The 24,931-nt window shown below is 62.0% G+C and carries 24 protein-coding genes and 1 tRNA gene; 20 read left to right on the top strand and 5 right to left on the bottom strand.

What is annotated here, in order from left to right; all coding sequences use genetic code 11:
• Nucleotides 1-7 precede the first annotated feature (7 nt).
• The 4 genes from Q8R75_RS16460 to Q8R75_RS16445 form a co-directional block, all read right to left on the bottom strand.
• Nucleotides 8-1,345, bottom strand: a complete 1,338-nt coding sequence (locus Q8R75_RS16460) for a PAS domain-containing protein (protein ID WP_305613112.1) — start codon at nt 1,343-1,345, stop codon at nt 8-10.
• Nucleotides 1,346-1,566: 221 nt separating this feature from the next.
• Complete coding sequence (locus tag Q8R75_RS16455; protein WP_305613111.1) at nt 1,567-2,562, bottom strand: cytochrome d ubiquinol oxidase subunit II; 996 nt, start codon at nt 2,560-2,562, stop codon at nt 1,567-1,569.
• Nucleotides 2,559-3,944 (bottom strand): cytochrome ubiquinol oxidase subunit I, encoded by a 1,386-nt coding sequence (locus tag Q8R75_RS16450; RefSeq protein ID WP_305613110.1) that lies wholly within the window; start codon nt 3,942-3,944, stop codon nt 2,559-2,561. Before Q8R75_RS16450 ends, Q8R75_RS16455 begins: the two co-directional genes overlap by 4 nt.
• 4 nt (nt 3,945-3,948) lie before the next feature.
• Nucleotides 3,949-4,494 (bottom strand): GbsR/MarR family transcriptional regulator, encoded by a 546-nt coding sequence (locus tag Q8R75_RS16445; RefSeq protein ID WP_305613109.1) that lies wholly within the window; start codon nt 4,492-4,494, stop codon nt 3,949-3,951.
• A 213-nt stretch (nt 4,495-4,707) separates the two neighbouring features.
• Here Q8R75_RS16445 and ndk point away from each other — a divergent pair, with 213 nt between their 5' ends.
• The 16 genes from ndk (at nt 4,708) to Q8R75_RS16365 (ending at nt 20,285) form a co-directional block, all read left to right on the top strand.
• On the top strand, nt 4,708-5,133 hold the full coding sequence (gene ndk / locus Q8R75_RS16440; protein WP_305613108.1) for a nucleoside-diphosphate kinase: 426 nt from the start codon (nt 4,708-4,710) through the stop codon (nt 5,131-5,133).
• A gap of 10 nt (nt 5,134-5,143) precedes the next feature.
• Nucleotides 5,144-6,253: a 23S rRNA (adenine(2503)-C(2))-methyltransferase RlmN gene (gene rlmN / locus Q8R75_RS16435; RefSeq protein WP_305613107.1), complete on the top strand. Its 1,110-nt coding sequence runs from the start codon at nt 5,144-5,146 to the stop codon at nt 6,251-6,253.
• 122 nt (nt 6,254-6,375) lie between these two features.
• Nucleotides 6,376-7,110 carry a type IV pilus biogenesis/stability protein PilW gene (gene pilW, locus Q8R75_RS16430; protein WP_305663795.1) on the top strand — a complete coding sequence of 245 codons (735 nt, stop codon included), beginning with the start codon at nt 6,376-6,378 and terminating at the stop codon, nt 7,108-7,110.
• Nucleotides 7,110-7,994: a RodZ domain-containing protein gene (locus Q8R75_RS16425; RefSeq protein ID WP_305613105.1), complete on the top strand. Its 885-nt coding sequence runs from the start codon at nt 7,110-7,112 to the stop codon at nt 7,992-7,994. Before pilW ends, Q8R75_RS16425 begins: the two co-directional genes overlap by 1 nt.
• 14 nt (nt 7,995-8,008) lie before the next feature.
• Complete coding sequence (gene ispG, locus Q8R75_RS16420; RefSeq protein ID WP_305613104.1) at nt 8,009-9,250, top strand: flavodoxin-dependent (E)-4-hydroxy-3-methylbut-2-enyl-diphosphate synthase; 1,242 nt, start codon at nt 8,009-8,011, stop codon at nt 9,248-9,250.
• Between the two features lie 10 nt (nt 9,251-9,260).
• A complete protein-coding gene (gene hisS, locus Q8R75_RS16415; protein WP_305613103.1) occupies nt 9,261-10,562 on the top strand; it encodes a histidine--tRNA ligase in 1,302 nt (433 codons plus the stop codon).
• 42 nt (nt 10,563-10,604) lie between these two features.
• On the top strand, nt 10,605-11,279 hold the full coding sequence (locus tag Q8R75_RS16410) for a tetratricopeptide repeat protein (RefSeq protein ID WP_305613102.1): 675 nt from the start codon (nt 10,605-10,607) through the stop codon (nt 11,277-11,279).
• Nucleotides 11,276-12,427, top strand: a complete 1,152-nt coding sequence (gene bamB / locus Q8R75_RS16405; RefSeq protein ID WP_305613101.1) for an outer membrane protein assembly factor BamB — start codon at nt 11,276-11,278, stop codon at nt 12,425-12,427. Before Q8R75_RS16410 ends, bamB begins: the two co-directional genes overlap by 4 nt.
• A gap of 9 nt (nt 12,428-12,436) precedes the next feature.
• Nucleotides 12,437-13,765: a ribosome biogenesis GTPase Der gene (gene der, locus Q8R75_RS16400; RefSeq protein ID WP_305613100.1), complete on the top strand. Its 1,329-nt coding sequence runs from the start codon at nt 12,437-12,439 to the stop codon at nt 13,763-13,765.
• A gap of 100 nt (nt 13,766-13,865) precedes the next feature.
• Entirely contained in the window at nt 13,866-14,105 is a 240-nt protein-coding gene (hfq, locus tag Q8R75_RS16395; protein ID WP_069037366.1) for an RNA chaperone Hfq, read from the top strand.
• A 36-nt stretch (nt 14,106-14,141) separates the two neighbouring features.
• Complete coding sequence (gene hflX, locus Q8R75_RS16390) at nt 14,142-15,440, top strand: GTPase HflX (RefSeq protein WP_305613098.1); 1,299 nt, start codon at nt 14,142-14,144, stop codon at nt 15,438-15,440.
• Nucleotides 15,427-16,644, top strand: coding sequence for an FtsH protease activity modulator HflK (hflK, locus tag Q8R75_RS16385; protein WP_305613097.1), 1,218 nt, complete (start codon nt 15,427-15,429; stop codon nt 16,642-16,644). Before hflX ends, hflK begins: the two co-directional genes overlap by 14 nt.
• Entirely contained in the window at nt 16,644-17,525 is an 882-nt protein-coding gene (gene hflC, locus Q8R75_RS16380) for a protease modulator HflC (RefSeq protein WP_305626182.1), read from the top strand. The genes hflK and hflC overlap by 1 nt, the downstream gene beginning before the upstream one ends.
• Before the next feature lie 106 nt (nt 17,526-17,631).
• Nucleotides 17,632-17,817 carry a DUF2065 domain-containing protein gene (locus Q8R75_RS16375; protein ID WP_305613399.1) on the top strand — a complete coding sequence of 62 codons (186 nt, stop codon included), beginning with the start codon at nt 17,632-17,634 and terminating at the stop codon, nt 17,815-17,817.
• Nucleotides 17,817-18,989: an ATP phosphoribosyltransferase regulatory subunit gene (locus Q8R75_RS16370; protein WP_305626183.1), complete on the top strand. Its 1,173-nt coding sequence runs from the start codon at nt 17,817-17,819 to the stop codon at nt 18,987-18,989. Before Q8R75_RS16375 ends, Q8R75_RS16370 begins: the two co-directional genes overlap by 1 nt.
• A 3-nt stretch (nt 18,990-18,992) precedes the next feature.
• Nucleotides 18,993-20,285: an adenylosuccinate synthase gene (locus Q8R75_RS16365; protein ID WP_069037361.1), complete on the top strand. Its 1,293-nt coding sequence runs from the start codon at nt 18,993-18,995 to the stop codon at nt 20,283-20,285.
• Between the two features lie 149 nt (nt 20,286-20,434).
• On the opposite strand, the gene Q8R75_RS16360 is transcribed toward Q8R75_RS16365, so the two are convergent.
• Nucleotides 20,435-20,519: transfer RNA gene (locus tag Q8R75_RS16360), tRNA-Leu, on the bottom strand.
• 33 nt (nt 20,520-20,552) lie between these two features.
• Here Q8R75_RS16360 and rnr point away from each other — a divergent pair.
• The 4 genes from rnr to priB all read left to right on the top strand — a co-directional run bounded on the left by rnr (nt 20,553) and on the right by priB (nt 24,917).
• A complete protein-coding gene (rnr, locus tag Q8R75_RS16355; RefSeq protein WP_305611968.1) occupies nt 20,553-23,276 on the top strand; it encodes a ribonuclease R in 2,724 nt (907 codons plus the stop codon).
• Nucleotides 23,273-24,028 (top strand): 23S rRNA (guanosine(2251)-2'-O)-methyltransferase RlmB, encoded by a 756-nt coding sequence (gene rlmB, locus Q8R75_RS16350; RefSeq protein ID WP_305611966.1) that lies wholly within the window; start codon nt 23,273-23,275, stop codon nt 24,026-24,028. Before rnr ends, rlmB begins: the two co-directional genes overlap by 4 nt.
• 119 nt (nt 24,029-24,147) lie before the next feature.
• Nucleotides 24,148-24,567, top strand: a complete 420-nt coding sequence (rpsF, locus tag Q8R75_RS16345; protein WP_305611964.1) for a 30S ribosomal protein S6 — start codon at nt 24,148-24,150, stop codon at nt 24,565-24,567.
• Nucleotides 24,564-24,917: a primosomal replication protein N gene (gene priB, locus Q8R75_RS16340; RefSeq protein WP_305611962.1), complete on the top strand. Its 354-nt coding sequence runs from the start codon at nt 24,564-24,566 to the stop codon at nt 24,915-24,917. The genes rpsF and priB overlap by 4 nt, the downstream gene beginning before the upstream one ends.
• Nucleotides 24,918-24,931: the final 14 nt, after the last annotated feature.

Raw genomic sequence — 24,931 nt, 5'->3', positions numbered from 1 at the left:
CGAACACTCAGTGCATCACTTCCTGCGCAGGGATGATATGGGCGATCTGTTCAGTCGCTTCGCGCGTGCGTTCGGACAGCGTACGCACCTCGTCGGCCACGACCGAGAAGCCTCGTCCGGCATCGCCGGCTCGCGCCGCTTCGATCGCCGCATTGAGTGCCAGACGGTTCGTCTGGCTGGCGATGTCGCGGATCGTCGTGACGATTTCGTGGATTTTCTGGACGTTGTCCTTCAGTTGCTGGCGCTGGTTCAGTTCCAGTTCCTGGAGATGGCGTTCGTTCAGTTCGCTGTCGATGCTCGTTAGCGCGCCGACCGCACGCAGCGGCGTGCCGTCAGCGGCGCGCCGGGTGCGGCCGCGGGCGCGGAACCAGCGGTACTGGTTGTCCTTGCAGCGCAGCCGGTAGTCGATGCAGTAGGGTGTGCGGCCACTGCGGTCCATCAGATGGTCGATGAATGCCTTGAAAACGGCCTGTTTCTCTTCCGGATGCAGGCGTGAGGCCCAGCTGTCGAGTACGTTGGGAAATTCCTCTTCGGTCTCGAAGCCGATCAGCTGACGGAACTGATCCGACCACCAGAATGTGTTTGACGGATTGACCGGATCGCCAGCGACGACGTCCAGATCCCAGATGCCGTCGTTGAGCATTTCACTGGCCAGCGTGAAGCGGGTCAGCGTGACGTCCAGCATCGCTTCATCTTCCCGGCGCTGAGTGATGTCGGTCATTGAACCGGCAATGCGCAGCGACTGGCCGGACGCGCCGAAGGCCGTCACCATGCGACCGCGTATCCAGCGGTAGCTGCCATCCCTGGCGGCGATCCGGTACTGCATATCGGGCCAGCTGCCGTCGCGGCGGTTGCACCATGCCTGGCTCAGCGCCTCCAGCGTGGCCTTGCGGTCATCCGGATGAAGGCGGCTCGACCAGCTTTCGAGCCGGTTCGGAAAGTCGGCTTCGCTGTCGAAGCCCAGCATGTGTCGGACGGTATCGGACCACCAGACTGGCGCTTTCAGGTCCAGAGTTCGGCTGTCGCCCGGCGTGGCTTCCCACAAACCCGCTTCGGACACCGACGCCATCATGTCGCCACGCGTACGCGCCCGATCGCCCGCCTCGCGCGCTTCAGTCAGCTCAGCCTTCGCGGCCGCCAGATCGCCTTCCAGCTGCCCAACCTGTTCTTCCGCGACGTGCAGACCCTTTTTCACGCCATTGAGCGCATTTGCCAGCGAGCCCAGCAACGCGCGCTGTCGTGCGCTGCCACGCGCAGAGGGTGCGTAGCCGTCGCCACGCAATGCGTTGTCTGCAATCTTCTGGATTTCCTGATGCAAGTTCGACCCGAAAAGGCTGTTCAGCATGTTTTTATTCCTCCGTTATGCGCCCGCTTGTGGCGAACTTTTAGCAAGGCGATCGGCACGCCTTGTGGATTCGTGGTTAGCGGACGCTCCGGTCGGATACTTGAAGCATTTCTTCACACCGCGAGGACGATGATTGCGCAAAGAAATCCGGGACTTCAAGGTGCGACTTGCTGCGCTGAAGATGACGGGCGGGTGCCTATGGGCATCCTCCCGTCATTCGGTCAGCCGTAGCGCAGTTCGGTGGCCTTGCCCCAGAACACGCGATGCGCGAACAAGGTGTAGCCCAGGATGGCCGGCACGGTGAAGGCGCAGCCGGCGAGGATGAGGTTGAGGGCAGCCGTAGAACTTGCGGCCTGCCAGATCGTGATGCGGTCCATCACGACATAGGGATAGAGGCTGTAAGCCAGGCCCAGGCCACCCATCAGGAATACGCCGATGGTCAGGATGAACGGCAGCCAGCACAACGTTCCCAGCGCGCGCGCGCCCGAAAGGGTCCACCACAGCGCCACAAAGCAGGCGAAGGTGGCAAACGGTATGGGCAGCAGGCCGATCAGCTGCGGCAGGCTGAACCAGCGTTCGGCCACCGTGCTGCTGACCCAGGGCGTGGCCAGCGAAATGAGACCCATACCGATGATGACCGGTATCAGTGCAGTACGGCCCCACTGTGCGGCACGACGCTGCAGCTCGCCGTCCGTCTTGAGCACCAGCCAGCTGGCGCCCATCAGCACATAGGCGCAGGGCAGGGCGATGGCGATGGCCAGCGCGAACAGGTCATAAGCCGTACCTTCCGCGAAGCCGGTGATGAAGCGTCCGAGCATCCAGCCCTGGGCCACCGAAGTGACGGTCGAGCCGATGAAGAAGCCACGGTTCCACAGCGGCTTGTGGGTGTCCTGTGCCTTGACCCGGAAATCGAAGGCGACCCCGCGCAGGATGAGCCCGATCAGCATCAGTGCAATCGGCAGATAGAGCGCAGTCATCACGACCCCATGCGCTTTCGGGAAGGCGATCAGCAGAATGCCGACGCCGAGCACAAGCCAGGTTTCGTTGGCATCCCAGAACGGACCGATGGACGCGATCATCATGTCTTTCTGGCTGTCGTCGGCACGATGCAGCAGCATGCCGACACCCAGGTCGAAACCATCCAGGACCACGTAGAGGAACATCGACAGACCCATCAGGCCCATGAAGATGACCGGCAGAAATTCGGCCCAGGTCATGCTTCACCTGCCTTGCGCGCCAGTTGCGTGCTCCCGAGTACGTTCGCACCGCCGCTCGGCGCCGGGTCATAGGTATCGGAGGGCTTCTCGGCCATGTAGCGCAGCACGCCGATGTAACAGACGATCAGCGCCGCATACGTGATCAGGTAGCCGGCCAGCGTCAGGGCGATGTAGGGAGCAGGCGTCGAAGACGCTACGTCGGCGGTCTTGATCAGGCCCTGCACGATCCAGGGCTGACGACCGATTTCGGTCACATACCAACCTGCGACGGTGGCCACCCAGCCCGAAAAGGTCATGCCGGCAATCGATGCGATGAGCCAGCGCGGCGCTCGCTCAGGCTGCCAGCCATGGCGGCGCAGGATCCAGCATCCGACCCAGCTGACCAGCAGCATCAGCGTGCCGACCGCAACCATGATGCGGAAACCGAAAAACAGGGGTTTGACGGGCGGATGGTTCTCGAACTCGTTCAGTCCTTTCAGTTCGCCGTCCCATTCGTGGGTCAGGATGAAAGAGGCCATCTTCGGAATGCCGATCGCGAGATCGTTGCGCCGTTCCGCCTCGTTCGGCAGTGCGAACAGCAGCAGCGGGACGCCCCTCTCGGTCTCCCACACGCCTTCGATCGCAGCAATCTTCTGCGGCTGGTGCTGCAGCGTATTGAGGCCGTGCATGTCGCCGACCACGATCTGCACCGGAATCAACAGAGCGGCCAGCGTCAGTGCGGCACGCAGTGCCACCGCACTGGATGGGTTGGCCTTGCGACGCAGTACTTGCCAGGCCGACACGCCCGCCACCAGGAAGGACATGGTCAGGAAGGAGGCCAGCAGCATGTGCGCAAAGCGCCACGGGAAAGACGGATTGAAGATGATTTCCAGCCAGCTGGTGACGTGGAATTCGCCGTCGATGATTTCGTAGCCGACCGGCGTCTGCATCCATGAGTTGAGCACCAGTATCCAGAAGGCACTCATCGTGGTGCCGAAGGCGACCAGGAAGGTGGCCAGCATATGTATACGTTCGCTGACGCGGCCATGGCCAAACAACATGACACCGAGGAAGGTCGCCTCGAGGAAAAAGGCGGTAAGCACCTCGAAGCCAAGCAGCGGGCCTGCGATGTTTCCGACCTTTTCCATGAAGCCCGGCCAATTGGTACCGAACTGGAAGCTCATCGTGATGCCGCTGACGACGCCCAACGCGAAAGTGAGCGCAAAAACCTTGGTCCAGAAGCGGTAGGCCGTCAGCCAGGGACGCTGGTTTGTCTTGAGCCAGCGCCAGCGCATGAACAGCAGCATCCAGCCGAGCGCGATCGTGATCGTCGGAAACAGGATGTGAAAGGTGATGTTGGCCGCAAACTGGATGCGCGCCAGCAGGACGGGATCGAGATCCATGAGGTCACTCCTTGCTGCCGGATTTGAGCTGGCCGGTCAGTTCCAGCAGTTTCTGTACCTTTGAACCCATGCGCATGAGCTTGGCGAGCGTCTGGGCATCGAGCCGCTGTACATCGTCAAACCAGGTACTCAACAGATCGATCAGATCGTGCATGCTGCGCATGCGCTCCTGCGCGATGCGGTCGGCTTCGCTTCCCGGTTCTTCAAGCAACGCGCTACGCAACATGGTCAGCGTCGGTTCCATCTCGCGCCGTCGGCGTTCTTCGGCCAGCGTGCGGAACACTTCCCAGGCATCGGTCGGCGCCTCGAAAAACTCCCGCCGGTCGCCGGCGACGTGCTTCATCTTCACCAGTCGCCAGGACTGCAGTTCCTTCAGTCCCATGCTCACATTCGAGCGCGAACAGGCCAGCGTGTCCGCGATCTCGTCGGCGCACAGCGCAGTCGGCGACACGAAGATCAACGCGTAGATCTGGCCGACCGTACGATTGATGCCCCAGCGGCTGCCCATTTCGCCAAAGTGGCCGACAAAGCTCTGTACCAGTGGTGTCATGAACGTGTGGATTGCAAGGACTGTTTGCGGTTTCGTTAATATACATCAAATTTCAGTAATTACTGAAACTTCGATAACCTCCTGAAGCAGAGGACGCCGTCGGACAGCAGAGGCGCCAATTCGCGACGTCAAGGGCGAAGACTTGTGGCCCCGGTCTTGCTACAATCTATGGTTGTCCTTCTACGTCCCGCAGCATTTTTCCGGAGATTCACCATGGCAGCAGAACGCACCCTTTCGATCATCAAGCCCGATGCCGTCGCCAAGAACGTTATCGGGAAGATCTACCAGCGTTTCGAAGACGCCGGGCTCAAGGTCGCCGCATCGCGCATGACCCATCTGTCGCGCGCCGAGGCCGAAGGCTTCTACGCAGTTCACCGCGAGCGTCCGTTCTTCAAGGATCTGGTCGATTTCATGATTTCCGGCCCCGTGATGATCCAGGTGCTGGAAGGTGAAGGCGCCATCCTGAAGAACCGCGACCTGATGGGCGCAACCGATCCGAAAAAGGCCGCGCCCGGCACCATCCGCGCGGATTTCGCCGATTCGATCGACGCCAATGCGGTACATGGCTCGGACGCGCCGGAAACCGCCGCCGTCGAAATCGCCTATTTCTTCCCCGCGCTGAACGTCTACTCGCGCTGAGAGCCGTCGCGTGATCCGCACCAACCTGCTGCAGTTCGACGCCGAAGGGTTCGCAGACTTTTTCGCTGGTCTTGGCGAAAAGTCCTTTCGCGCGCGGCAGGTCATGCGCTGGATTCACCGCAACGGCGAGGGGGAATTCGCTCAGATGAGCGACGTCGCCAAGTCGTTGCGCGCCAAACTCGAACAGATCGCCTGCGTGGAGGCGCCGGTGCCGGTGCGCGACAGCACCAGCACCGATGGCACGCGCAAGTGGCTGATCAATGTCGGCGCCGGCAATGCCATCGAAACCGTCTTCATTCCTGAAGAGCGTCGCGGCACGCTGTGCATTTCGACCCAGGCGGGCTGCGCGCTCGATTGTGCATTCTGTTCGACCGGCAAGCAGGGCTTCAACCGCAATCTCGAGGTATCGGAAATCATCGGTCAGCTGTGGCTGGCCAATCGCGCGCTGGGCGGCGTACGCGGTGGCGAGAATGATGGCGAACGTGTGATCTCGAACGTCGTGATGATGGGAATGGGCGAACCGCTGGCCAATTTCGATGCCACGGTGAAGGCGCTGCGCCTGATGCTGGACGACAACGCCTACGGCTTGTCGCGTCGTCGGGTGACGGTATCGACCTCCGGCATCGTGCCGGCCATGGACCGCCTGGGCGAAGCCTGCCCGGTCGCGCTGGCTGTTTCGCTGCATGCGCCGAATGACGCGCTGCGCGACGAACTGGTGCCGATCAACAAGAAGTATCCCTTGCGCGAGTTGCTTGCCGCCTGCGTACGTTACCTCGATCACGCGCCGCGCGATTTCATCACCTTCGAGTATGTGATGCTTGATGGCGTGAACGACAGCGACGCCCATGCGCGCGAACTGGTCGCGATTGCGCGACAGGTGCCGTGCAAGTACAACCTGATTCCGTTCAACCCGTTTCCTGCGGCACCGTTCGGACGGTCGTCGAAAGAGCGCATCCGTGCGTTTTCGGACATCCTGATGGCGGAAGGCATCGTCACAACGACACGCAAGACGCGCGGCGACGATGTCGATGCCGCTTGCGGGCAACTTGCCGGTCAGGTGCTCGACCGCACGCGACGTGCGCAGAAAACCATTCCACTCGTGGAGGTTCCAGCACGGTGACCAGATTTTCAGCAGGTGTTGCGACCGTCCTTTCGTTCGTTGTTTTGCTCGCCGGATGTGCGGGTGGCCAGAGCGGGACTACAGCCGGCTCAGCGGGCGGCAATCCGAATACGACCACCACCGTGCAGAGCCGCACCGGCGCTCAGTCGTCGGAATACAAGCCGATCGAACCGATCGTGACCGGCGCCGCGCGCACCCGTGCAAAGTCGCATACCGAACTCGGCATGGCCTATCTCGAAGCGGGCAACGTGGCGGTGGCGCTTGAAGAAGGGCGCATGGCGCTGCGCGATGACTCGTCCTACGGCCCAGCCTACAACCTGATGGGTCTGGCACATATGTACCTTGGCGAGAAGCCGCAGGCGCGCGACAACTTCGAACGAGCCTTGCGTCTGGCATCGAGCGATCCGGACATCAACAACAACTACGGCTGGTTCCTGTGCCAGGACGGCGACACCGCACGTGCGATGCAATTGTTCAACGAGGCGGTCAGGAATCCGCTGTACGCCACACCGACCCGTCCGTACACGAATGCGGGGCTGTGCGCATTGCAGGCGAATGACCTGCAGACGGCGGAAGTGAATTTCCTGCTGGCGATAAATGCCGATCCGGGCAATACGCAGGCGATCTACAACCTGTCGGCGCTGCTGTATCGCAAGGGCAGCTATCTCGAGGCGCGCAAGCAGTTGAGTAATTTCCACGCGCAGCGCGATTCGGTGGCGGAAAGTCTCTGGCTTGCGGTGCGTATCGAACGCAAACTGGGCGACAAGGTGTCCGAAGCCGGTTTTGCCAGCCAGTTGCGCCGCCGGTTTGCCGGCACGCCTGAACACCAGCAACTGATGCAGGGGAACTACGACTGATGTCTGAGCAGGACGAGGTGGTCGATCTGCCGCGCGATGCGCCAACAGGCTCGGTCGGCACACGACTGAAGCAGGCGCGCGAAGCGCGTGGCATGTCCATCGACAATGTGGGACGTGCGATCAAGCTGGCACCGCGTCAGGTGGAAGCCATTGAAGCGGATGATTTCGACAGCCTGATGAGCCCAACCTACGTTCGGGGTTTCATCCGGAACTACGCAGCGCTGATCGGTCTGGACGCGCAGACTCTGCTGGGCAGTCTCGACCAGCAGCATGTACGTGCCACGCCGCAGCTGATTGAACAGGCCAATGTCGGTGTCGCCATGCCGGTACAGTCTGCCCGGCGCAAGTGGCTGTTGCCACTGCTGGCGATGAGCGTTCCGGTGCTGGCAGGCCTTGCCTTGTATGTATGGTTCGAGTTCTGGCCGGACGTACCGGTCACCGGTCAGCCGGACGTTTCCCAGATCGAAGCGTCGCCGCTCAACGGTTCCGCATCGCCGGTAGCAACGGACGGTGTTGTCCGCTTCGATCCAGCCGATGCGTTGGCCAGCGATGCGCTGCCACTGCCCGCTGAATTGTCGAGTGAAGCGGCCCCCGCCGCTGTCGTCCAGGACATGGTATCGGAGGCGGCTGGCGCGGCAGCACCGGGACAGCACCGACTCGAATTCACCTTCACTACGGACTCGTGGGTGGAAATTCGCGACGCCAGCGACGCCATCCTGCTCTCGGAACTGAACCGGCGCGGCAGCACGCGGACGGTGAATGCCACCTTCCCGGTCTCTCTGGTCATCGGAAACGCGCGTTCCGTGACCCTGAAGGTCGATGGGCAGCCGCATGACCTGGCGCCGTCGATCAAGGTTGATGTCGCGCGACTGAGGCTCGAGTAATGGGTGATCAAGCAATGAGTTCGCTGGTCCGCCGCGCGACACGTTCGGTCAGGGTAGCGGGCATCACGATCGGTTCGGCAGCGCCGGTGGTGGTGCAGTCAATGACCAACACCGACACCGAAGACCATATCTCCACAGCCATCCAGGTGGCCCAGCTGGCACGCGCCGGTTCGGAAATCGTGCGCATCACGGTGAACACGATGGAGGCCGCGGCCGCCGTGCCGAGGGTGCGCGAGCAGCTGCTGAAAATGAATGTGGATGTGCCGCTGGTCGGTGATTTCCACTTCAACGGCCACAAGCTGCTGCGCGAACATCCGGCCTGCGCCGAGGCTCTGGACAAGCTGCGCATCAATCCGGGCAATGTGGGCAAGGGAAGCAAGCGCGACGAACAATACGCTGCGCTGATCGAGATCGCCTGCCGTTACGACAAGCCGGTGCGCATCGGCGTGAACTGGGGCAGCCTCGACCAGACCCTGCTGGCACGCGTGATGGACGAAAACGCCCGCCGGCCACAGCCCAAGGACGCTATCGAAGTGATGCGGGAAGCCATGGTCACCTCGGCGCTGGAAAGCGCGGCGCAGGCGGTCGAATGGGGACTATCGCCAGACCGCATCATCCTGTCGTGCAAGGTGAGCGGCGTTCAGGATCTGATCGCCATCTACAGCGAGCTGGCAAAGCGCTGCGATTACCCGCTGCATCTTGGTCTGACAGAAGCCGGCATGGGGTCCAAGGGCATCGTGGCATCTACGGCGGCGATGGCGGTACTGCTGCAGCAGGGCATCGGTGACACGATCCGCGTATCGCTGACACCCGAGCCCAACGGCGATCGCACGAAGGAAGTGATCGTGGCCCAGGAAATGCTGCAGACCATGGGACTGCGTGCCTTCACGCCGATGGTCGCGGCCTGCCCGGGCTGCGGACGCACCACCTCCACCTTTTTCCAGGAACTGGCATCGGACATCCAGAGTTATGTGCGCGACCGGATGCCCGACTGGAAAACGCAGTACGACGGCGTCGAGCGGATGACGCTTGCGGTGATGGGCTGCGTCGTCAATGGTCCGGGTGAGAGCAAGCATGCCAACATCGGTATTTCGCTGCCGGGAACGGGCGAAACGCCGGTGGCGCCCGTTTTCGAGGACGGCGAAAAGACTGTCACGCTGAAGGGCGACAACATCTCTGCGGAATTCCGCGGCATCGTCGACGCCTACGTTGCCCGCACCTACACCAGGAAGATCGCCGGCAAGACCGGCGCCTGAACAAAGAACAATGAGCAAACTGCAAGCCGTTCGCGGCATGAACGACATCCTGCCGGACGAAGCCGAACGCTGGGAAGCCTTTGAAACCATCGTGCGCGACTGGCTGCGCGCGTACGGATACCGGCCGATCCGCATGCCGCTGCTCGAGCACACACCGTTGTTCAAGCGCGCGATCGGTGAAGTGACGGATATCGTCGAGAAGGAAATGTATTCCTTCGAAGACGCCCTCAATGGTGAACACCTGACGCTGCGCCCGGAAGGCACGGCCTCCTGCGTGCGCGCGGTGACCGAGCACAACCTGCTGTACGACAGTCCGCGCAAGCTCTGGTACATGGGCCCGATGTTCCGCCACGAGCGCCCGCAGAAGGGTCGCTACCGCCAGTTTCATCAAGTCGGCGTAGAAGCGCTCGGCTACGCCGGGCCCGATGTCGATGCCGAACTGATCATGATGTGCCAGCGCCTGTGGGACGATCTCGACCTGATGGGCATCCGGCTGGAAATCAATTCGCTCGGCTCGCCAGAAGAGCGCCTGCAGCATCGCGCCGAACTGATCGCCTATTTCGAGGCGCACGAGGAACAGCTGGACGAGGACGCGAAGCGCCGCCTGCACAGCAATCCGCTGCGCATCCTCGATACCAAGAACCCTGCCATGCAGGCACTCGTCGAGTCGGCGCCGAAGCTGTCCGACTACCTGGGCAAAGCATCGCTGGCGCATTTCACCGCCATCCAGGACACGCTGCGCGCTGCCAATATTCCGTTCCGCATCAATCCGCGCCTGGTGCGTGGACTGGATTACTACAACCTCACCGTATTCGAGTGGGTAACCGACCAGCTTGGCGCCCAGGGAACGGTGTGTGCCGGGGGTCGCTACGACGGACTGGTCTCGCAACTCGGCGGCAAGCCGGCCCCGGCAGCCGGCTTTGCCATGGGTATCGAACGTCTGTTGTCGCTGTGGAATCCGGTGCAGGCCGACGCGCTGATCGAACGTCCGGAGGCCTATGTCGTCCACTCGGGAGAAGGTGTCCAGGCGGAGGCTTTTGCGCTGTCCGAGCAGCTGCGCGACGCAGGCTTTGCCACGCTGATGCATTGTGGCGGAGGCAGCTTCAAGTCACAGATGAAGCGCGCGGATGCGTCCGGCGCTGCGGTTGCGCTGATACTTGGCGAAGACGAAGTGGCATCAGGCGATGTCACATTCAAGCCCCTGCGCGGTGGTGACCAGATGCGCATCAGCCGTGACGACGTGGCCGAACATCTGGCCATGCTGCTGCTCGGTGGCGACGACACCGACGACGAAGAACCTTTGTTGCACTGAAAATCAATCTACAACCGGAAATACCGGACAGGAGTCCAGGACATGGCAGCACTCGATCTTGAAGAACAGGAACAGCTTTCGACCATCAAGGCATGGTGGGCGGCGTGGGGCAACCTGATCACCTGGACGGTGATCGCGGTTTCAGCGTCGCTGATCGGTTATCAGGCGTGGAACTGGTACAACCGTGACCAGTCGGTGAAGGCCAGTGTCGTGTTCGACGCGCTGCAGGATGCCGCCCTCGCCGGTGACCTGAAGAAAACCCGCGAAACCTCGGGCCAGCTGACCGAACACTTCGGCGGTAGCTCGTATGCGAGCCTGGGGGCGCTGCTGTCGGCCAAGCTGCATGTCGACAACGGTGACACCAAGACCGCCCGCGCACAGCTGGAATGGGTCAAGGCGAATGCGCCGGAGAACATGCTGCGCGACCTCGGCCGCCTGCGTCTGGCGTATGTGCTGATCGAGGAACAGGCGTTTGACGAGGCGAACAAACAGCTCGACGACAAGGTCGATCCCACGCTTGAAGCGCGCTTTCTCGAAGCACGCGGCGACGTGCTGCTGATGCAGGACAAACGGGACGAAGCCCGCACCGCCTATCAGTCCGCACTGACGAAGATCGACGAAAACGCCAAGGCAGGCGGCGCGCTGGCCGGCGCTGCACCGCAGGGCTATCGCAATGTGGTCGAGATCAAGCTCGACGCGGTCGGTGGCGCCCGGTGACGCGACTGACCGTTTTGCTGGTGGCCTGCGCCCTGCTGGCGGGGTGCGGCTCGACGCTGGACAGCCTCGACAGCCTCAATCCGTTCAGCGGCCCGCCCAAGCCCAAGATGCCGGTACTCGAGCCGCTTGAAGCCAGTGTTCCGGTGACCGAACTTTGGCGCTATGAAGTTGGCCAGTCAGGCAATTCGGTTTTCGAACCTGCGGTGATCGGCAAAAGTACCTTTGTCGCTGCGCGTGATGGCACGATCGCCCGTCTGGATGACGGCAGGCAGGTCTGGAAGATCAACGCTGGCAAGCCCTTGTCAGGCGGCATCGGCGCCAACGAGCGGCAACTGGTCGTGGGCACTGAAAAGGGCGATGTGCTGGTGTTCGACCTTGATGGCAAGCCGCTGTGGGAAGGTCTCGTGAGCTCCGAAGTGCTCAGTGCTCCGCTGGTGACCGATGACATGGTGTTCGTACGCAGCGCCGATAGCCGCATCCAGGCGTTCACGGCGATCGATGGCGCGCGCAAGTGGAATTACCAGCGACCGAATCCGTCGCTCACGCTGCGCACCCACGCCGGTGTGATCAGCACACCGTCGTTGTTGATTGCAGGGTTTCCGGGCGGCAAGCTCGTTGCCATCAATCGCAGCACAGGTGTAGCGGTGTGGGAATCCAACGTGGCACTGTCGCGCGGCGCGACCGAACTGGAACGCATCGCCGACGTATCCAGCCTGCCGGTCATCGTCGGCCGCGATGTGTGCGCCTCGGCCTTTCAGGGGCGTGTGGCGTGCTTCGAACTGAGCACCGGCAAGTCGATCTGGACACGCGACATATCGAGTGCCGCCGGCATCGACATCGACGCCCAGAACCTGTACGTCAGCGACGACAATGGCGCGATTCACGCGCTGGACCGCGCGACCGGCGCCAGCGTGTGGAAGCAGGACAAGCTCAAGCGCCGCTATCCAGGACGACCGTTGGCGCTCGAAGGTGCTGTAGCCGTCGCCGATGGCGAGGGGCTGATGCATCTGTTAAGCACCGAGAATGGTGCCTTCGTCGCCCGGATCAAGGGTGACGGCAGCACGGTCAATGCGTCGTTGCGCCCGTACGGCACCGCTTTCGTGGCGCAGAGCCGCGCCGGTATCGTGCGGGCCCTGGCGGCCCGCTGAGGATCTAGCTTGAAACCCGTACTGGTACTCGTAGGTCGCCCCAACGTCGGTAAATCGACGCTGTTCAACCGGCTGACCAAAACCCGAGACGCCCTCGTCGCCGATTTTCCCGGTCTGACGCGCGACCGTCATTACGGCACCGGCCGCCTCGGCGACCGGCCTTTTCTCGTCGTGGACACCGGTGGTTTCGAACCGACCGCTCGCGACGGCATCATGGTCGAAATGGCGGCGCAGGCCGAACAGGCCATCGCCGAAGCGGATATCCTCATATTCCTGGTCGATGGCCGGGCCGGTCTGACTGCGCACGACCGGGAGATTGCGGCCCGTCTGCGCCGTGTCGGCAAGCCGCTTGTGGTTGCGGTGAACAAGGCGGAAGGCATGCGGCAGGAAATCGTCGCGGCCGAGTTTCACGAGCTCGGGCTGGGTGAGCTGCACGTGATCTCATCCGCCCACGGCGAAGGTGTGCGCAGCCTGCTTGATCACTGTCTGAGCGGGTTTGCCGACGACGACGAAGTTGAGCCGGATGATCGCGTCCCGAAGATTGCGGTGGCCGGTCGCCCGAACGTCGGAAAATCAACGCTGATCAACGCGCTGCTGGGTGAAGAGCGTGTCATTGCCTTCGACCAGGCCGGTACGACGCGCGACGCCATCAGCATCCCGTTCGAACGCAATGGCAAGCGCTACACGCTGATCGATACCGCAGGGCTGCGCCGCAAGGGGCGGGTGTTCGAAACGATCGAGAAGTTTTCGGTCATCAAGACGGTGCAGGCGATCGAGCAGGCCAATGTTTGTGTGCTGGTGCTCGATGCAACGCAGGAAGTGTCCGATCAGGACGCCCATATCGGCGGTTTCATCGTCGAAAGCGGCCGTGCGCTGGTGCTCGCCATCAACAAGTGGGACGCCGTAGACAGTTACAGGCGCGAAATCTTCAAGCGTGAAATCGCACGCAAGCTGGGTTTTCTCGGCTTTGCGCGCCATCTGTACATTTCTGCGCTCGAAGGCCTCGGGGTCAGTGGCCTGTTCGGCGCTGTGGACGCCGCCTACGCAGCTGCGATGACCAAACTGCCCACGCCGAGGTTGACGCGTGCGCTGCAGGCAGCGGTCGAGAAACAGTCACCCCCGAAACACGGCCTGTTCCGGCCCAAGATGCGCTATGCCCATCAGGGCGGAATGAATCCGCCGGTGATCGTCATCCATGGCGCCGCACTCGAACATATTGCTGAAAGTTACCGGCGCTATCTCGAACACTATTTTCTGGAAATATTCCGGCTTCAGGGCACGCCGCTGAGGGTCGAATTCCGCACCGCACACAATCCGTTCGTCGCATCGAAGAAATGATGACGAGATCGGGAATCAAAATGCGCCGCGCGGGGTCTGAAGCTGCGGTGCATCAAAAAATCCAGTAGAGTCCTATTTCAAATAAACAAGAGGTGTCCACATGAGCAACAAAGGGCAAATGCTACAAGACCCCTTCCTCAACACCCTGCGCCGCGAGCACGTGCCGGTCGCGATCTACCTTGTGAATGGCATCAAGCTCCAGGGTCAGATCGAGTCGTTCGACCAGTACGTCGTACTGCTCAAGAACACGGTGACGCAGATGGTCTACAAGCACGCAATTTCGACTGTCGTGCCCGCGCGCCCGGTCAATATCCAGCACGATCAGGGCGACAGCGCTTGACCGGCGAAAACGGTCACCTGCAGGCACTACGTTCGCATGATTGAGCGGCCCGAGACCGGCGAGCGCGCGGTCATTGTCCAGCTCGATCTCGGCAAAGGCGACTACGAAGACCGGTTGGACGAATTCACGCTGCTCGCACTGAGTGCAGGTGCGGTGCCGGTGGCTCGCGCAGGTGGCAAGCGGCAGGCTCCCGATCCCGCGACCTTTGCCGGCAAGGGCAAAGTGGCCGAGATTCTCGACCTTGCCAATGCCAACGAAGCAGACATCGTCCTGTTCAACCACGAGTTGTCGGCCAGCCAGCAGCGCAATCTCGAGCGCGCGCTTTCGCGACGTGTCATCGATCGCAATGCGCTCATCCTCGACATTTTCGCGCTGCGCGCACGTAGTCACGAGGGCAAGCTTCAGGTCGAACTGGCCCAGCTCGAACACTTGTCGACCCGCTTGGTCCGCGGCTGGACCCATCTGGAGCGACAGAAGGGCGGCATCGGCTTGCGTGGCCCGGGTGAAACGCAGCTAGAGACGGATCGCCGTCTGCTCGGCCACCGGGTGAAGGCGCTGAAAGAGCGGCTTGAAAAGGTCGAGCGCCAACGCGGCGTCCGCCGAAAGTCGCGCGAGCGGCAGTCCACGCCTGTCGTTGCGCTCGTCGGCTATACGAACGCAGGCAAGTCCACGCTGTTCAATGCGCTGACGAAAGCAGGCAGTTACGCCGCCGATCAGTTGTTTGCCACGCTCGACACGACTTCGCGCCAGCTCTATCTCGGTGAGTTCGGACAGGTGGTGTTATCGGACACGGTCGGCTTCATACGCGACCTGCCGCATACGCTGGTTGCCGCTTTTCACGCGACGCTTGAAGAAACGGCTGGCGCCGACCTGTTGCTGCACGTCATCGACTCGTCCGCGCCGGATCGCGATGCGCAGATCGAGGCGGTTGATCGTGTGCTGGCCGAAATAGGCGCCGATGCGGTGCCGCAGATCCGGGTGCTGAACAAGGTGGACCTCATGCCCGCGCTGCAGCCGGGAGCCGACCCGGCTGGCTGTGATAACATTTGCAAAGTGCGCGTGAGTGCTCGCACCGGTGCGGGTCTGGCCGATTTGCGGTCAGTCATCGCGGCGCGATTGCAGGCTGAAAAGATTGCCGCCGCGCAGCGTGTGCAGCCAAATGACGATCCCCGAGGCCTGAACCTGGAACCGCGGACGAATTCCGCACTCCGAGTGATCAGCTCACCAGAGAGCGGTGACACGTCTTCCAAGGAAGACGACAAACGCTCCCCTCAACTTTCATCCTTACCTATCCAATCCGAACGTGCTGAATGCGATCTTGATGTCGCTGAATGACCCCCGCTGGGGCAATCAGGGCGGCAATGGCAACAAAGGCGGCAACCAGGGACCTCCCGATCTGGAAGACCTGTGGCGCGATTTCAACAAGCGCCTGGCCGGGCTTTTCGGCGGCAAGTCGAACAACGGCGGTGGCGAAAGCCGTCCGCCTGTGACGCCTCGTCAGTTTGGCAGTGGCATCGGCGTGGTGCTCGGCCTGATCGTCATCGTCTGGCTGGCGAGCGGTCTTTACATCGTCGACGCAAGTCAGCGCGGCGTCGTGCTGCGTTTCGGCAAACTTGTCGAGACGACCGACCCGGGACTGCAGTGGCGCTTGCCGTATCCGATCGATTCGCACGAACTGGTCAATCTGACCGGCGTGCGGACGGTCGAGGTTGGCTACCGCGGCGCGGAACGCAACAAGGTGCTCAAGGAAGCACTGATGCTCACCGACGACGAGAACATCATCAATATCCAGTTCGCGGTGCAGTACATCCTGAAGGATCCGGTGGCCTACCTGTTTCAGAACCGTCTGCCCGAGGAATCGGTTGTACATGCGGCGGAAACAGCGATGCGGGAGGTGGTCGGCAAGAGCAAGATGGACTTTGTACTTTACGAAGGACGGGAACAGATCGCCGTAGATGCGCAGCGCATCATGCAGCAGATACTCGACCGCTATCAGACCGGCATCCAGATCAGTCGCCTGACGCTGCAGAACGCCCAGCCGCCTGAGCAGGTGCAGGCCGCCTTCGACGACGCCGTCAAGGCCGGGCAGGATCTGGAAAGGCAGAAGAATGAAGGTCAGGCCTACGCCAACGACGTCATTCCGAAGGCACGCGGTACTGCATCGCGACTGCTGGAAGAGGCAAACGGCTACAAGGAACGGATCATCGCGACTTCGCAGGGCGACGCCAGCCGCTTCAAGCAGATTCTTGCCGAGTATGTGAAAGCGCCCGAAGTCACGAGGCAGCGTATGTATATCGACACGGTGCAGCAGGTCATGATGAATACGAGCAAGGTGCTGCTCGACGCGAAGGGCGGCAATAACCTGCTGTATCTCCCGCTCGACAAGCTGATGCAGCAGGCTGGCGCGGCTGCGGTTGACGTCGCGGCGGGCAATCGCAGCAATGAAACGACGACGCTTCCATCAATGTCCGGTGACGCCGCGGCGGCCGACATGCGATCGCGCGATGCACTGCGCGCCCGTGAGCGAGGAGAACGTTGATGCGCGAAAAGCTGCCCCTTTTCTTCGGCGGAATCATTGTTGCGCTGATCGTACTGTCCAGCTCGCTTTTCACGGTTGACCAGCGCCAGTACGCGATCGTGTTCCAGCTCGGTGAAGTTCGCACCGTGATCGAGCAACCCGGCCTGCACTTCAAGTGGCCGCTGGTGCAGAATGTGCGCGTGTTCGATCGTCGCATCCTCACGCTCGACAGTGCCGACCCGGAGCGCTACATCACGTCGGAAAAGAAGAATGTGCTGGTTGATCTGTTCATCAAGTGGCGCATCACCGACGTCAAGCAGTACTACATCTCGGTCGGCGGCAACGAGCGACTTGCGGAAACGCGTCTGCTGCAGACGGTGAACGCGGGCCTGCGCGAGGAATTCGGGCGTCGCACGGTCAATGAGGTCGTGTCGGGCGAGCGCGACAGAATCATGGAAGACATGCGAAGCAAGGCCAACGTCGACGCGGTCAAGATTGGTGTGGAAATCGTCGATGTGCGGCTCAAGCGCGTCGATCTGCCGACCGAGGTGTCGGAATCGGTGTACCGGCGGATGGAAGCGGAGCGAAAGCGGGTTGCCAACGAGTTGCGCTCTCTGGGTTCGGCCGAAGCCGAGAAGATCCGCGCCGACGCCGACCGTCAGCGTGAAATCATCGTTGCCGAAGCGTACCGCGAGTCGCAGAAGGTCAAGGGTGACGGCGACGCCCAGGCAGCGGCCATCTACGCTGACGCGTTTGGCTCCAATCCGGAGTTCTATGCGTTCTACCGCAGCATGGATGCCTATCAGAAGAGCTTCCGGAACAAGAGCGACCTGATGGTTATCGAGCCGACGTCCGACTTCTTCCGCTATCTCAACAATAGCGGCAGGCAGTCCGTGAAATAGGGTCGGAACCCCAGGCGTCCGAGCTGCTGTATAGTCCACCGGTTATTTATTCGCCGTACGGAATGAAAAGTCACCAGCCCGCAATGCGGGCTGTGCTTTTTTCGTGATGGATTCAATTCTTCTCATCGCCGTGGGTTTGATGCTCGTCATTGAAGGCATTCTGCCTTTCGTGGCGCCGCGTCTTTGGCGCGAAACCTTTCGCAGAGCGACAGAGCTGGCCGACGGCCAGCTTCGTTTCGTCGGTCTGACCTCAATGATTATCGGTATTGCGCTGATTGCGCTGTTCAAGTGATGCGTCGCTGGTTATTGCCCGAATCGATCGAAGACCTGCTGCCCGACGAGGCACGTCAGGTCGAAAACCTGCGTCGGCGCCTGCTTGATGAGTGCCTGACCCAGGGCTACGAGCTGGTCGTCCCGCCCCTGGTCGAATACATCGAGTCCCTGCTGACCGGCAGTGGTCGCGACATGGATCTGCGCACCTTCAAACTGGTGGATCAGCTGTCTGGTCGGACGATGGGGTTGCGTGCCGACATCACGCCCCAGGTCGCGCGCATCGATTCCCACCTGCTGAACCGCAACGGCGTTGTCCGCCTGTGTTATTGCGGCGCGGTCGTACATGCACTGCCGTCCGGATTCAATGCCACGCGGGAGCCCATACAGCTTGGCGCAGAGCTTTACGGTCATGCGGGGATCGAAGCCGATGTCGAGGTGGTTAACTTGCTGCTGAGGGCGCTTGATGTTGCGCAGGTTGAGCTGGCACGCATCGATTTCGGCCATGTCGGCATTTTTCGGGCGCTGGCAGACCGACTGGAGTCGCCTCAGCTGCGCAGCGATGACGGATTGCAGGACTTGTTTGCTGCGCTTCAGGCCAAGGATATGCCATCGCTGCGACAGCTGCTGGTGGATGAATCCGCCATGCTCAGGGCTGCTTTCCTTGCGCTGCCCGATTTGTACGGAAAGGCCGACACGCTCGCGCGGGCACGCGCTGCGCTGCCGGATTGCCTGGAAATTGCGACTGCACTGGCCGAACTTGAGCGCGTCGGTGCATCGGTCGACACTGATGTGCTGGGTTTCGACCTGGCGGACCTGCGCGGCTATCACTACCACAGTGGAATCACGTTCGCCGCATACTGTGCCGGGCAGGCGCAGGCGATTGCGCTCGGCGGGCGCTACGATGAAGTTGGAAGGAGTTTCGGCCGTGCGCGTCCTGCGACCGGGTTCAGCCTGGACTTGCGACAGCTGGCGCGGCAGGCGCCGCAACTTGAACGGCGGCCGGGCATCCGGGCGCCGCATGGTCATGATGCCGCGCTGATGCAGCGAGTTCGCGCACTGCGTGACTCCGGCGAAATCGTGGTGGTCGACCTGCCGGGTCATTCGGCCGATGTCGCCGAACTCGGGTGTGACCGCCAACTGGAATTTGTTGAAGGTGAGTGGCAAATCGTGTCGCTCGATAGAAAGGTTTAAAGCATGGCAAAGAACGTAGTGGTCGTCGGCAGTCAGTGGGGTGACGAGGGCAAGGGCAAGGTCGTAGACTGGCTGACCGATTCGGTACAGGGTGTGGTGCGCTTCCAGGGCGGTCACAACGCCGGCCACACACTGGTGATTGGCGGCAAGAAGACCGTTTTGCACCTGATTCCGAGCGGCGTGCTGCGCGAAGGCGTCGCCTGCTATATCGGCAACGGTGTCGTGCTTTCACCGGAGGCGCTGTTGTCCGAGATGGACGAACTGGAGGCAGCCGGTGTCGACGTTGCGGCGCGCCTGCGTATCTCGGAGGCCTGTCCGCTGATCCTGCCCTACCACCAGGCGCTTGATCGTGCCCGCGAAACGGCCAAGGGCGAGAACAAGATCGGTACCACCGGTCGCGGGATCGGTCCGGCTTACGAGGACAAGGTGGCGCGCCGTGCGCTGCGCCTGCAAGACCTGCTGCGTCCGACACGTTTCGCAGCCAAGCTGGCGGAGATACTCGACTACCACAACTTCGTGCTGACGCAGTACTTCGGCGCACCCAAGGTCGATTTCCAGGAAACGCTGGACGGCGCGCTGGCGCTGGCGCCGCGTATCGAAAAGCTGGTGGCCGACGTGCCGCGTGCGTTGTACGAAGCAAACAAGGCAGGTTCCAACCTTCTGTTCGAGGGCGCACAAGGCACGTTGCTCGATATTGACCACGGAACTTATCCATTCGTCACATCGAGCAATTGCGTCGCAGGTGCCGCCGCGGCCGGCGCCGGCGTCGGCCCGACCATGCTGCATTACGTGCTCGGCATCACCAAGGCCTACACGACGCGCGTCGGCGGCGGCCCGTTTCCGACTGAACTGTTCGATGACACCGGACGCCATCTGGCCACGAAGGGCAACGAATTCGGCGCCACCACGGGTCGCCCGCGTCGCTGCGGCTGGTTCGATGCCGCCGCGCTGAAGCGCTCGATCCAGATCAATGGCATATCCGGCCTGTGCGTGACCAAGCTTGACGTGCTGGATGGCGTCGAGGAACTGAAGGTGTGTACCGGATACCGAATCGACGGAGAACTGTCGGACATCCTGCCGGTCGGTGCAGAAGAGTTGTCGCGCTGCGAGCCGGTGTATGAAACTCTGCCGGGCTGGAAGGACACAACCTTCGGTATCAAGGCGCTTGATGAACTGCCGGCGAATGCCCGCAGTTACCTCAAGCGCATTGAGGAAATCTGCGGCGTACCGGTCGACATGATTTCCACCGGGCCTGACCGAACCGAAACCATTCTGCTGCGCCATCCGTTCGAGTGAGTGATGGCGGGGCCGAGGGCCGCATGTCCGTGAAGGCCATGCGGTTCATAATGCGTACAGTGACCGATGCAGTCAGGAACGTCGGCAGGAATAAAGCGAACAGGAAAAGAAAAAAGCCGACATCGCTGTCGGCTTTCGTCCTTGCTTCTTGGTGCCCAGGAGAGGACTCGAACCTCCACACCTTGCGGCACTAGTACCTGAAACTAGCGCGTCTACCAATTTCGCCACCTGGGCAAGAGGCTGCGCATTCTAAAGAAAGCATTTACGTTGTCAAGAGAAACAGAGAAGAAGAATTCACCCAGCAAGATCCGTCGCGCCGACCCGTTCTTCGAACGCGAGTCGACCCGGTACGACAATCCGCTGCCGAGCCGTGAGTACATCGTGCAGATGCTCGAAGAGGCCGGCATGCCGATGAGCGCCGACGAGCTTGTGCAGACACTCGACATCCAGCCTGAGGAACGCGAACACTTCGTGCGCCGCCTGAGCGCGATGGAGCGCGAGGCGCAACTGATGCGCAACCGGCGCGATGCCTACATCATTCCCGACAAGGCTGACCTCGTGGCGGGTCGGGTCGAAGGACACCCGGACGGGTTCGGATTCGTCATCACCGGTGACGGCAAGGACAAGAAGGGCGAAAAAGGCGACAAGGGCGACATCTTCCTGAGCGCGCAGGAAATGCGCAGCGTGCTGCACGGTGACCGAGTGCTGGTGAGGGTCACCGGACTTGATCGCCGCGGTCGGCGTGAGGGCAGGGTGGTTGAAGTGACCGAGCGCGGCAACACTCGTCTGGTTGCACGCGTCGTCGAAGAGCACGGTGTTCAGTTCTGCATTGCCGAGAACCGCCGCATCCGCCAGCAGATCGTGCTGGCTGCGCCCGAGAAGGGCAAGCGGGCACTGAAAGCCGCCGCTGGCAGCGTGGTCGAAGTCGAACTGATCGAACAGCCGACCCGCTACACGCCGCCGATCGGCCGCGTGGTCGAGGTTCTGGGCAATTTCGGCGATTCCGGCATGGAGATCGAAATTGCGCTGCGCAAGCACGACATGCCGCACGAATTTTCCGCCAAGGCACTTGCTGCGGCAAAGCGCCTGCCCGAAGAAGTTCGACCGGAAGACATGAGCAAGCGCGAAGACCTGCGTGCGCTACCGCTGGTCACCATCGACGGTGAAACGGCGCGCGACTTCGACGATGCGGTCTACGCCGAACGGCAGGGCAAGGGCTTCCGCCTGATCGTCGCCATCGCCGATGTGAGTCACTACGTAAAGCCGGATGCACCCCTCGACATCGATGCCTTCGAACGCGGCAATTCGGTGTATTTCCCGCGCCGCGTCATTCCAATGCTGCCGGAGAAGCTGTCGAACGGCTTGTGCTCGCTGAATCCCGAAGTCGATCGGCTGTGCATGGTGTGCGACATGGACGTATCGGCCACCGGTGCCATCCAGCATTACAGCTTTTACGCCGCCGTGATGAATTCAAGGGCACGGCTGACCTATACCGAAGTGGCGGCAGCGATCTACGACAAGGACCCCGCAACATGCGAGCGCCTGAAGCCGTTGCTGCCGCGCCTCGAAGCGCTCGATGCAGTGTTCCGCGTGTTCGAGAAGGCGCGTGCAAAGCGCGGCGCGATCGACTTTGAAACCGTCGAAACGCTGATGCTGTTCAACGATGAGGGCAAGATCGACCGCATCGTGCCCTACGCCCGCAATGATGCGCACCGGTTGATCGAGGAATGCATGCTCGCCGCAAATGTGTGCGCATCGCGCTTTCTCGAAGACAGCAAGCAGCCGACGCTTTATCGCGTACACGAAGGACCGAGCGAGGACCGGTTGCAGAAGCTGCGCGCCTTTCTCGGCGAGTTCGGCTTCCAGCTGGGTGGTGGCGACAAGCCGCACGCGAAGGACTACGCCGCACTGCTGACGCAGATCGGCGACCGCCCGGACCGCCAGCTGCTGCAGACCGTGATGCTGCGTTCCTTGCGCCAGGCCGTCTACAGCCCAGACAATGTGGGCCACTTCGGGCTCGCCTACGAGGCCTACACCCACTTCACGTCGCCGATCCGCCGCTATCCCGATCTGCTGGTGCATCGCGCGATCAAGGCCTCGTTGGCGAAAAAGCGCTACGAGCCAGGTGACTGGTCGGACATCGGCCTGCACTGCTCGACCACCGAGCGGCGCGCCGACGAAGCCAGCCGCGACGTCCAGAACTGGCTCAAGTGCTACTTCATGCAGGATCGCGTGGGTGAGGCGTTCGAAGGCAGCGTGTCGGCCGTTGTACCTTTCGGTCTGTTCGTTGCGCTCGACAATGTCTTCATCGAAGGGCTGGTGCACATTTCCGAACTGGGCGCCGATTACTTCCATTACGAAGAGGGCAAGCATCGTCTGGTCGGTGAGCGCAGCGGACGCATGTATCGCCTCGCAGACCGGGTGCGCATTCAGGTGGTGCGGGTCGATCTGGACAACACCCGCATCGAGTTCAGGCTGGCGGACGGCGGTGAGGATTTCGGCCGCGTGCCGCGCGCATCGCTGACGCCGAAAGCCGGGCCGACCGGTCCTACATCGCGCAAGCGAGTCGCCGTCGAACCTGTCGAACCCGCGACGCCGCCGAAGGCGGTGAAAACCGGTCGCGGTCGGGCAGCCAGAAAGGCGGCTCAGGCGTCCGCGGCTCCATCGTCCCCGTACGCGGCGGCCCTGGAAAAGCCGTCTGGCGGCAAGAAACAGAAAGCGGCCTCCAAGTCTGCGTCAGACGCGCCGGCCAAACCGCCCAAAGGAGGCACGAAAAAGGGGGCAAAGCTCAAGACGCCAAAGCAAGAGCCCGCAAAGCCGGTAGCCGCAAAAACACAGACCACGACCCCTGCCGCGAAGGCTGCTGCCAAGCCAGCCGCCTTGCTGCTGTCGAAGTCGCCTTCCAAATCGTCGAAGCCGGCCGCAGCAAACACCGGGACGAAAGCGACCACGTCTGAGTCGCCGGCACCGAAGCGCGGTGGCAAGAAATGAGTGGTGATACGCGTTACATCTTTGGCTTCCACGCGGTAACGGCAAAGATCCGTCATGCTGCGGACAGTGTGAAGGAAGTGTTCGTTTCGACGGCACGGACAGACGGTCGCATGCGCGACCTCATCCGCGCGGCTGAAGCGGCCGGTGTGAAACTGGTGCAGACCGACCCGGCGCGACTTGACGGTCTGGCAGGTGGCGCAGCCCGCCATCAGGGCGTGGTGGCGCGCGTGCTGGCACAGATTCCCTATCGCTCGCTCGACGACGTACTCGATGCGCTGTCCGAGCCGCCGCTGCTGCTGGTGCTCGACGGCATCCAGGATCCGCACAATCTCGGCGCCTGCCTGCGCGTCGCCGATGCGGCGGGTGCCCATGCCGTGATCGCGCCGCGCGACCGTGCGGTCGGCCTGAACGCCACCGCGATCAAGGTGGCCAGCGGCGCAGCTGATACCGTGCCCTACGTGACGGTTACCAACCTCGCGCGCAGCCTGCGCGAAATGAAGGAACGCGACATCCTGACCATCGGCGCGGCCGGCGAGGCAACGCAGTCGATGTATTCGGTTGACCAGTCAGGCGCCGTGGCCTGGGTGCTCGGCGCGGAGGGGGACGGCCTGCGCCGGCTGACGCGCGAAACCGCAGACGTGCTGGCGATGATCCCGATGCATGGCACGGTCGAAAGCCTGAATGTATCGGTGGCCAGCGGCATCTGCCTGTTCGAGGCCAGACGCCAGCGCAGCGCCCGGATCGGCTTGTGACGCCTTGATTTTCCGGGCTATAATGTTTGGCTTACCTTGCCTCACCGGATTCGCATGCCGGGAGGCTTAACCGCCAAGTCTGCCGCACGGCAGGCGGGCAAAAACCGCAAGGAGATTACATGCGACATTACGAAGTGGTTTTCATCGTCCATCCGGACCAGAGCGAGCAGGTGCCCGCGATGGTCGAGCGCTACCGCACGCTGGTCACGGGCCGCAGCGGCAGCATTCATCGTCTGGAAGACTGGGGTCGCCGCCAGCTGGCCTACCCGATCCAGAAGGTGCACAAGGCTCACTACGTGCTGATGAACATCGAGTGCGACAACGAAACGCTGGCCGAACTCGAGCACGCTTTCAAATTCAACGACGCTGTGTTGCGCCATCTGACGATCAAGATGCGCAAGGCTGTTGTGACGCCCTCGCCGATGATGAAGGAAGAAAAGTCGCGCTCGCTGCTGGCACCGTCCGCTGATTCGGCGCCGTCCGCTGACTCGGCACCGGCTGTGGAAGCCGAGCCGGTCGCCGAACAGCCGGCCGCTTGATCGAAGGCGGAACGGATACGGAGCGCGAGGCGAATCCGTCCGGTCAGGCGATCAACAGTTTCACGTTGCACGCCACCCTGATCGAACGTGATGCGCTGAGGCATACACCGGCTGGCGTGCCGATCCTGCGGGGATGTCTGGAACACCATTCGCAGCAGATCGAGAACGGCGTGCCGCGCGAAGTCAGGCTTGAAACCGACTTCGTGCTGCTCGGAGACCAGGCCGGATTGCTCGCCGCCGCTCCGCTCGGAACCGCGTTGATTGCACAAGGATTCATGGCTGCCCGCAGCGCACGAAGCAGGCAGGCAGTCATGCACATGAACAGCATCGAATTCGTGACGGAACGCTGACCCGCGAACCGTCG

Source organism: Methyloversatilis sp., assembly GCF_030696805.1.
Classification (GTDB): domain Bacteria; phylum Pseudomonadota; class Gammaproteobacteria; order Burkholderiales; family Rhodocyclaceae; genus Methyloversatilis.
This window is presented reverse-complemented; position numbering and strand designations above follow the sequence as displayed.

Bases quoted from the DNA above. Each gene is read 5' to 3' on its own strand.
- Q8R75_RS16460 (WP_305613112.1), bottom strand. From the start codon at position 1,345: ATGCTGAACAGCCTTTTCGGGTCGAACTTGCATCAGGAAATCCAGAAG.
- Q8R75_RS16455 (WP_305613111.1), bottom strand. From the start codon at position 2,562: ATGACCTGGGCCGAATTTCTGCCGGTCATCTTCATGGGCCTGATGGGT.
- Q8R75_RS16450 (WP_305613110.1), bottom strand. From the start codon at position 3,944: ATGGATCTCGATCCCGTCCTGCTGGCGCGCATCCAGTTTGCGGCCAAC.
- Q8R75_RS16445 (WP_305613109.1), bottom strand. From the start codon at position 4,494: ATGACACCACTGGTACAGAGCTTTGTCGGCCACTTTGGCGAAATGGGC.
- ndk (WP_305613108.1), top strand. From the start codon at position 4,708: ATGGCAGCAGAACGCACCCTTTCGATCATCAAGCCCGATGCCGTCGCC.
- Q8R75_RS16425 (WP_305613105.1), top strand. From the start codon at position 7,110: ATGTCTGAGCAGGACGAGGTGGTCGATCTGCCGCGCGATGCGCCAACA.
- ispG (WP_305613104.1), top strand. From the start codon at position 8,009: ATGAGTTCGCTGGTCCGCCGCGCGACACGTTCGGTCAGGGTAGCGGGC.
- hisS (WP_305613103.1), top strand. From the start codon at position 9,261: ATGAGCAAACTGCAAGCCGTTCGCGGCATGAACGACATCCTGCCGGAC.
- Q8R75_RS16410 (WP_305613102.1), top strand. From the start codon at position 10,605: ATGGCAGCACTCGATCTTGAAGAACAGGAACAGCTTTCGACCATCAAG.
- hfq (WP_069037366.1), top strand. From the start codon at position 13,866: ATGAGCAACAAAGGGCAAATGCTACAAGACCCCTTCCTCAACACCCTG.
- hflX (WP_305613098.1), top strand. From the start codon at position 14,142: ATGATTGAGCGGCCCGAGACCGGCGAGCGCGCGGTCATTGTCCAGCTC.
- hflK (WP_305613097.1), top strand. From the start codon at position 15,427: ATGTCGCTGAATGACCCCCGCTGGGGCAATCAGGGCGGCAATGGCAAC.
- hflC (WP_305626182.1), top strand. From the start codon at position 16,644: ATGCGCGAAAAGCTGCCCCTTTTCTTCGGCGGAATCATTGTTGCGCTG.
- Q8R75_RS16375 (WP_305613399.1), top strand. From the start codon at position 17,632: ATGGATTCAATTCTTCTCATCGCCGTGGGTTTGATGCTCGTCATTGAA.
- Q8R75_RS16370 (WP_305626183.1), top strand. From the start codon at position 17,817: ATGCGTCGCTGGTTATTGCCCGAATCGATCGAAGACCTGCTGCCCGAC.
- Q8R75_RS16365 (WP_069037361.1), top strand. From the start codon at position 18,993: ATGGCAAAGAACGTAGTGGTCGTCGGCAGTCAGTGGGGTGACGAGGGC.
- rlmB (WP_305611966.1), top strand. From the start codon at position 23,273: ATGAGTGGTGATACGCGTTACATCTTTGGCTTCCACGCGGTAACGGCA.
- rpsF (WP_305611964.1), top strand. From the start codon at position 24,148: ATGCGACATTACGAAGTGGTTTTCATCGTCCATCCGGACCAGAGCGAG.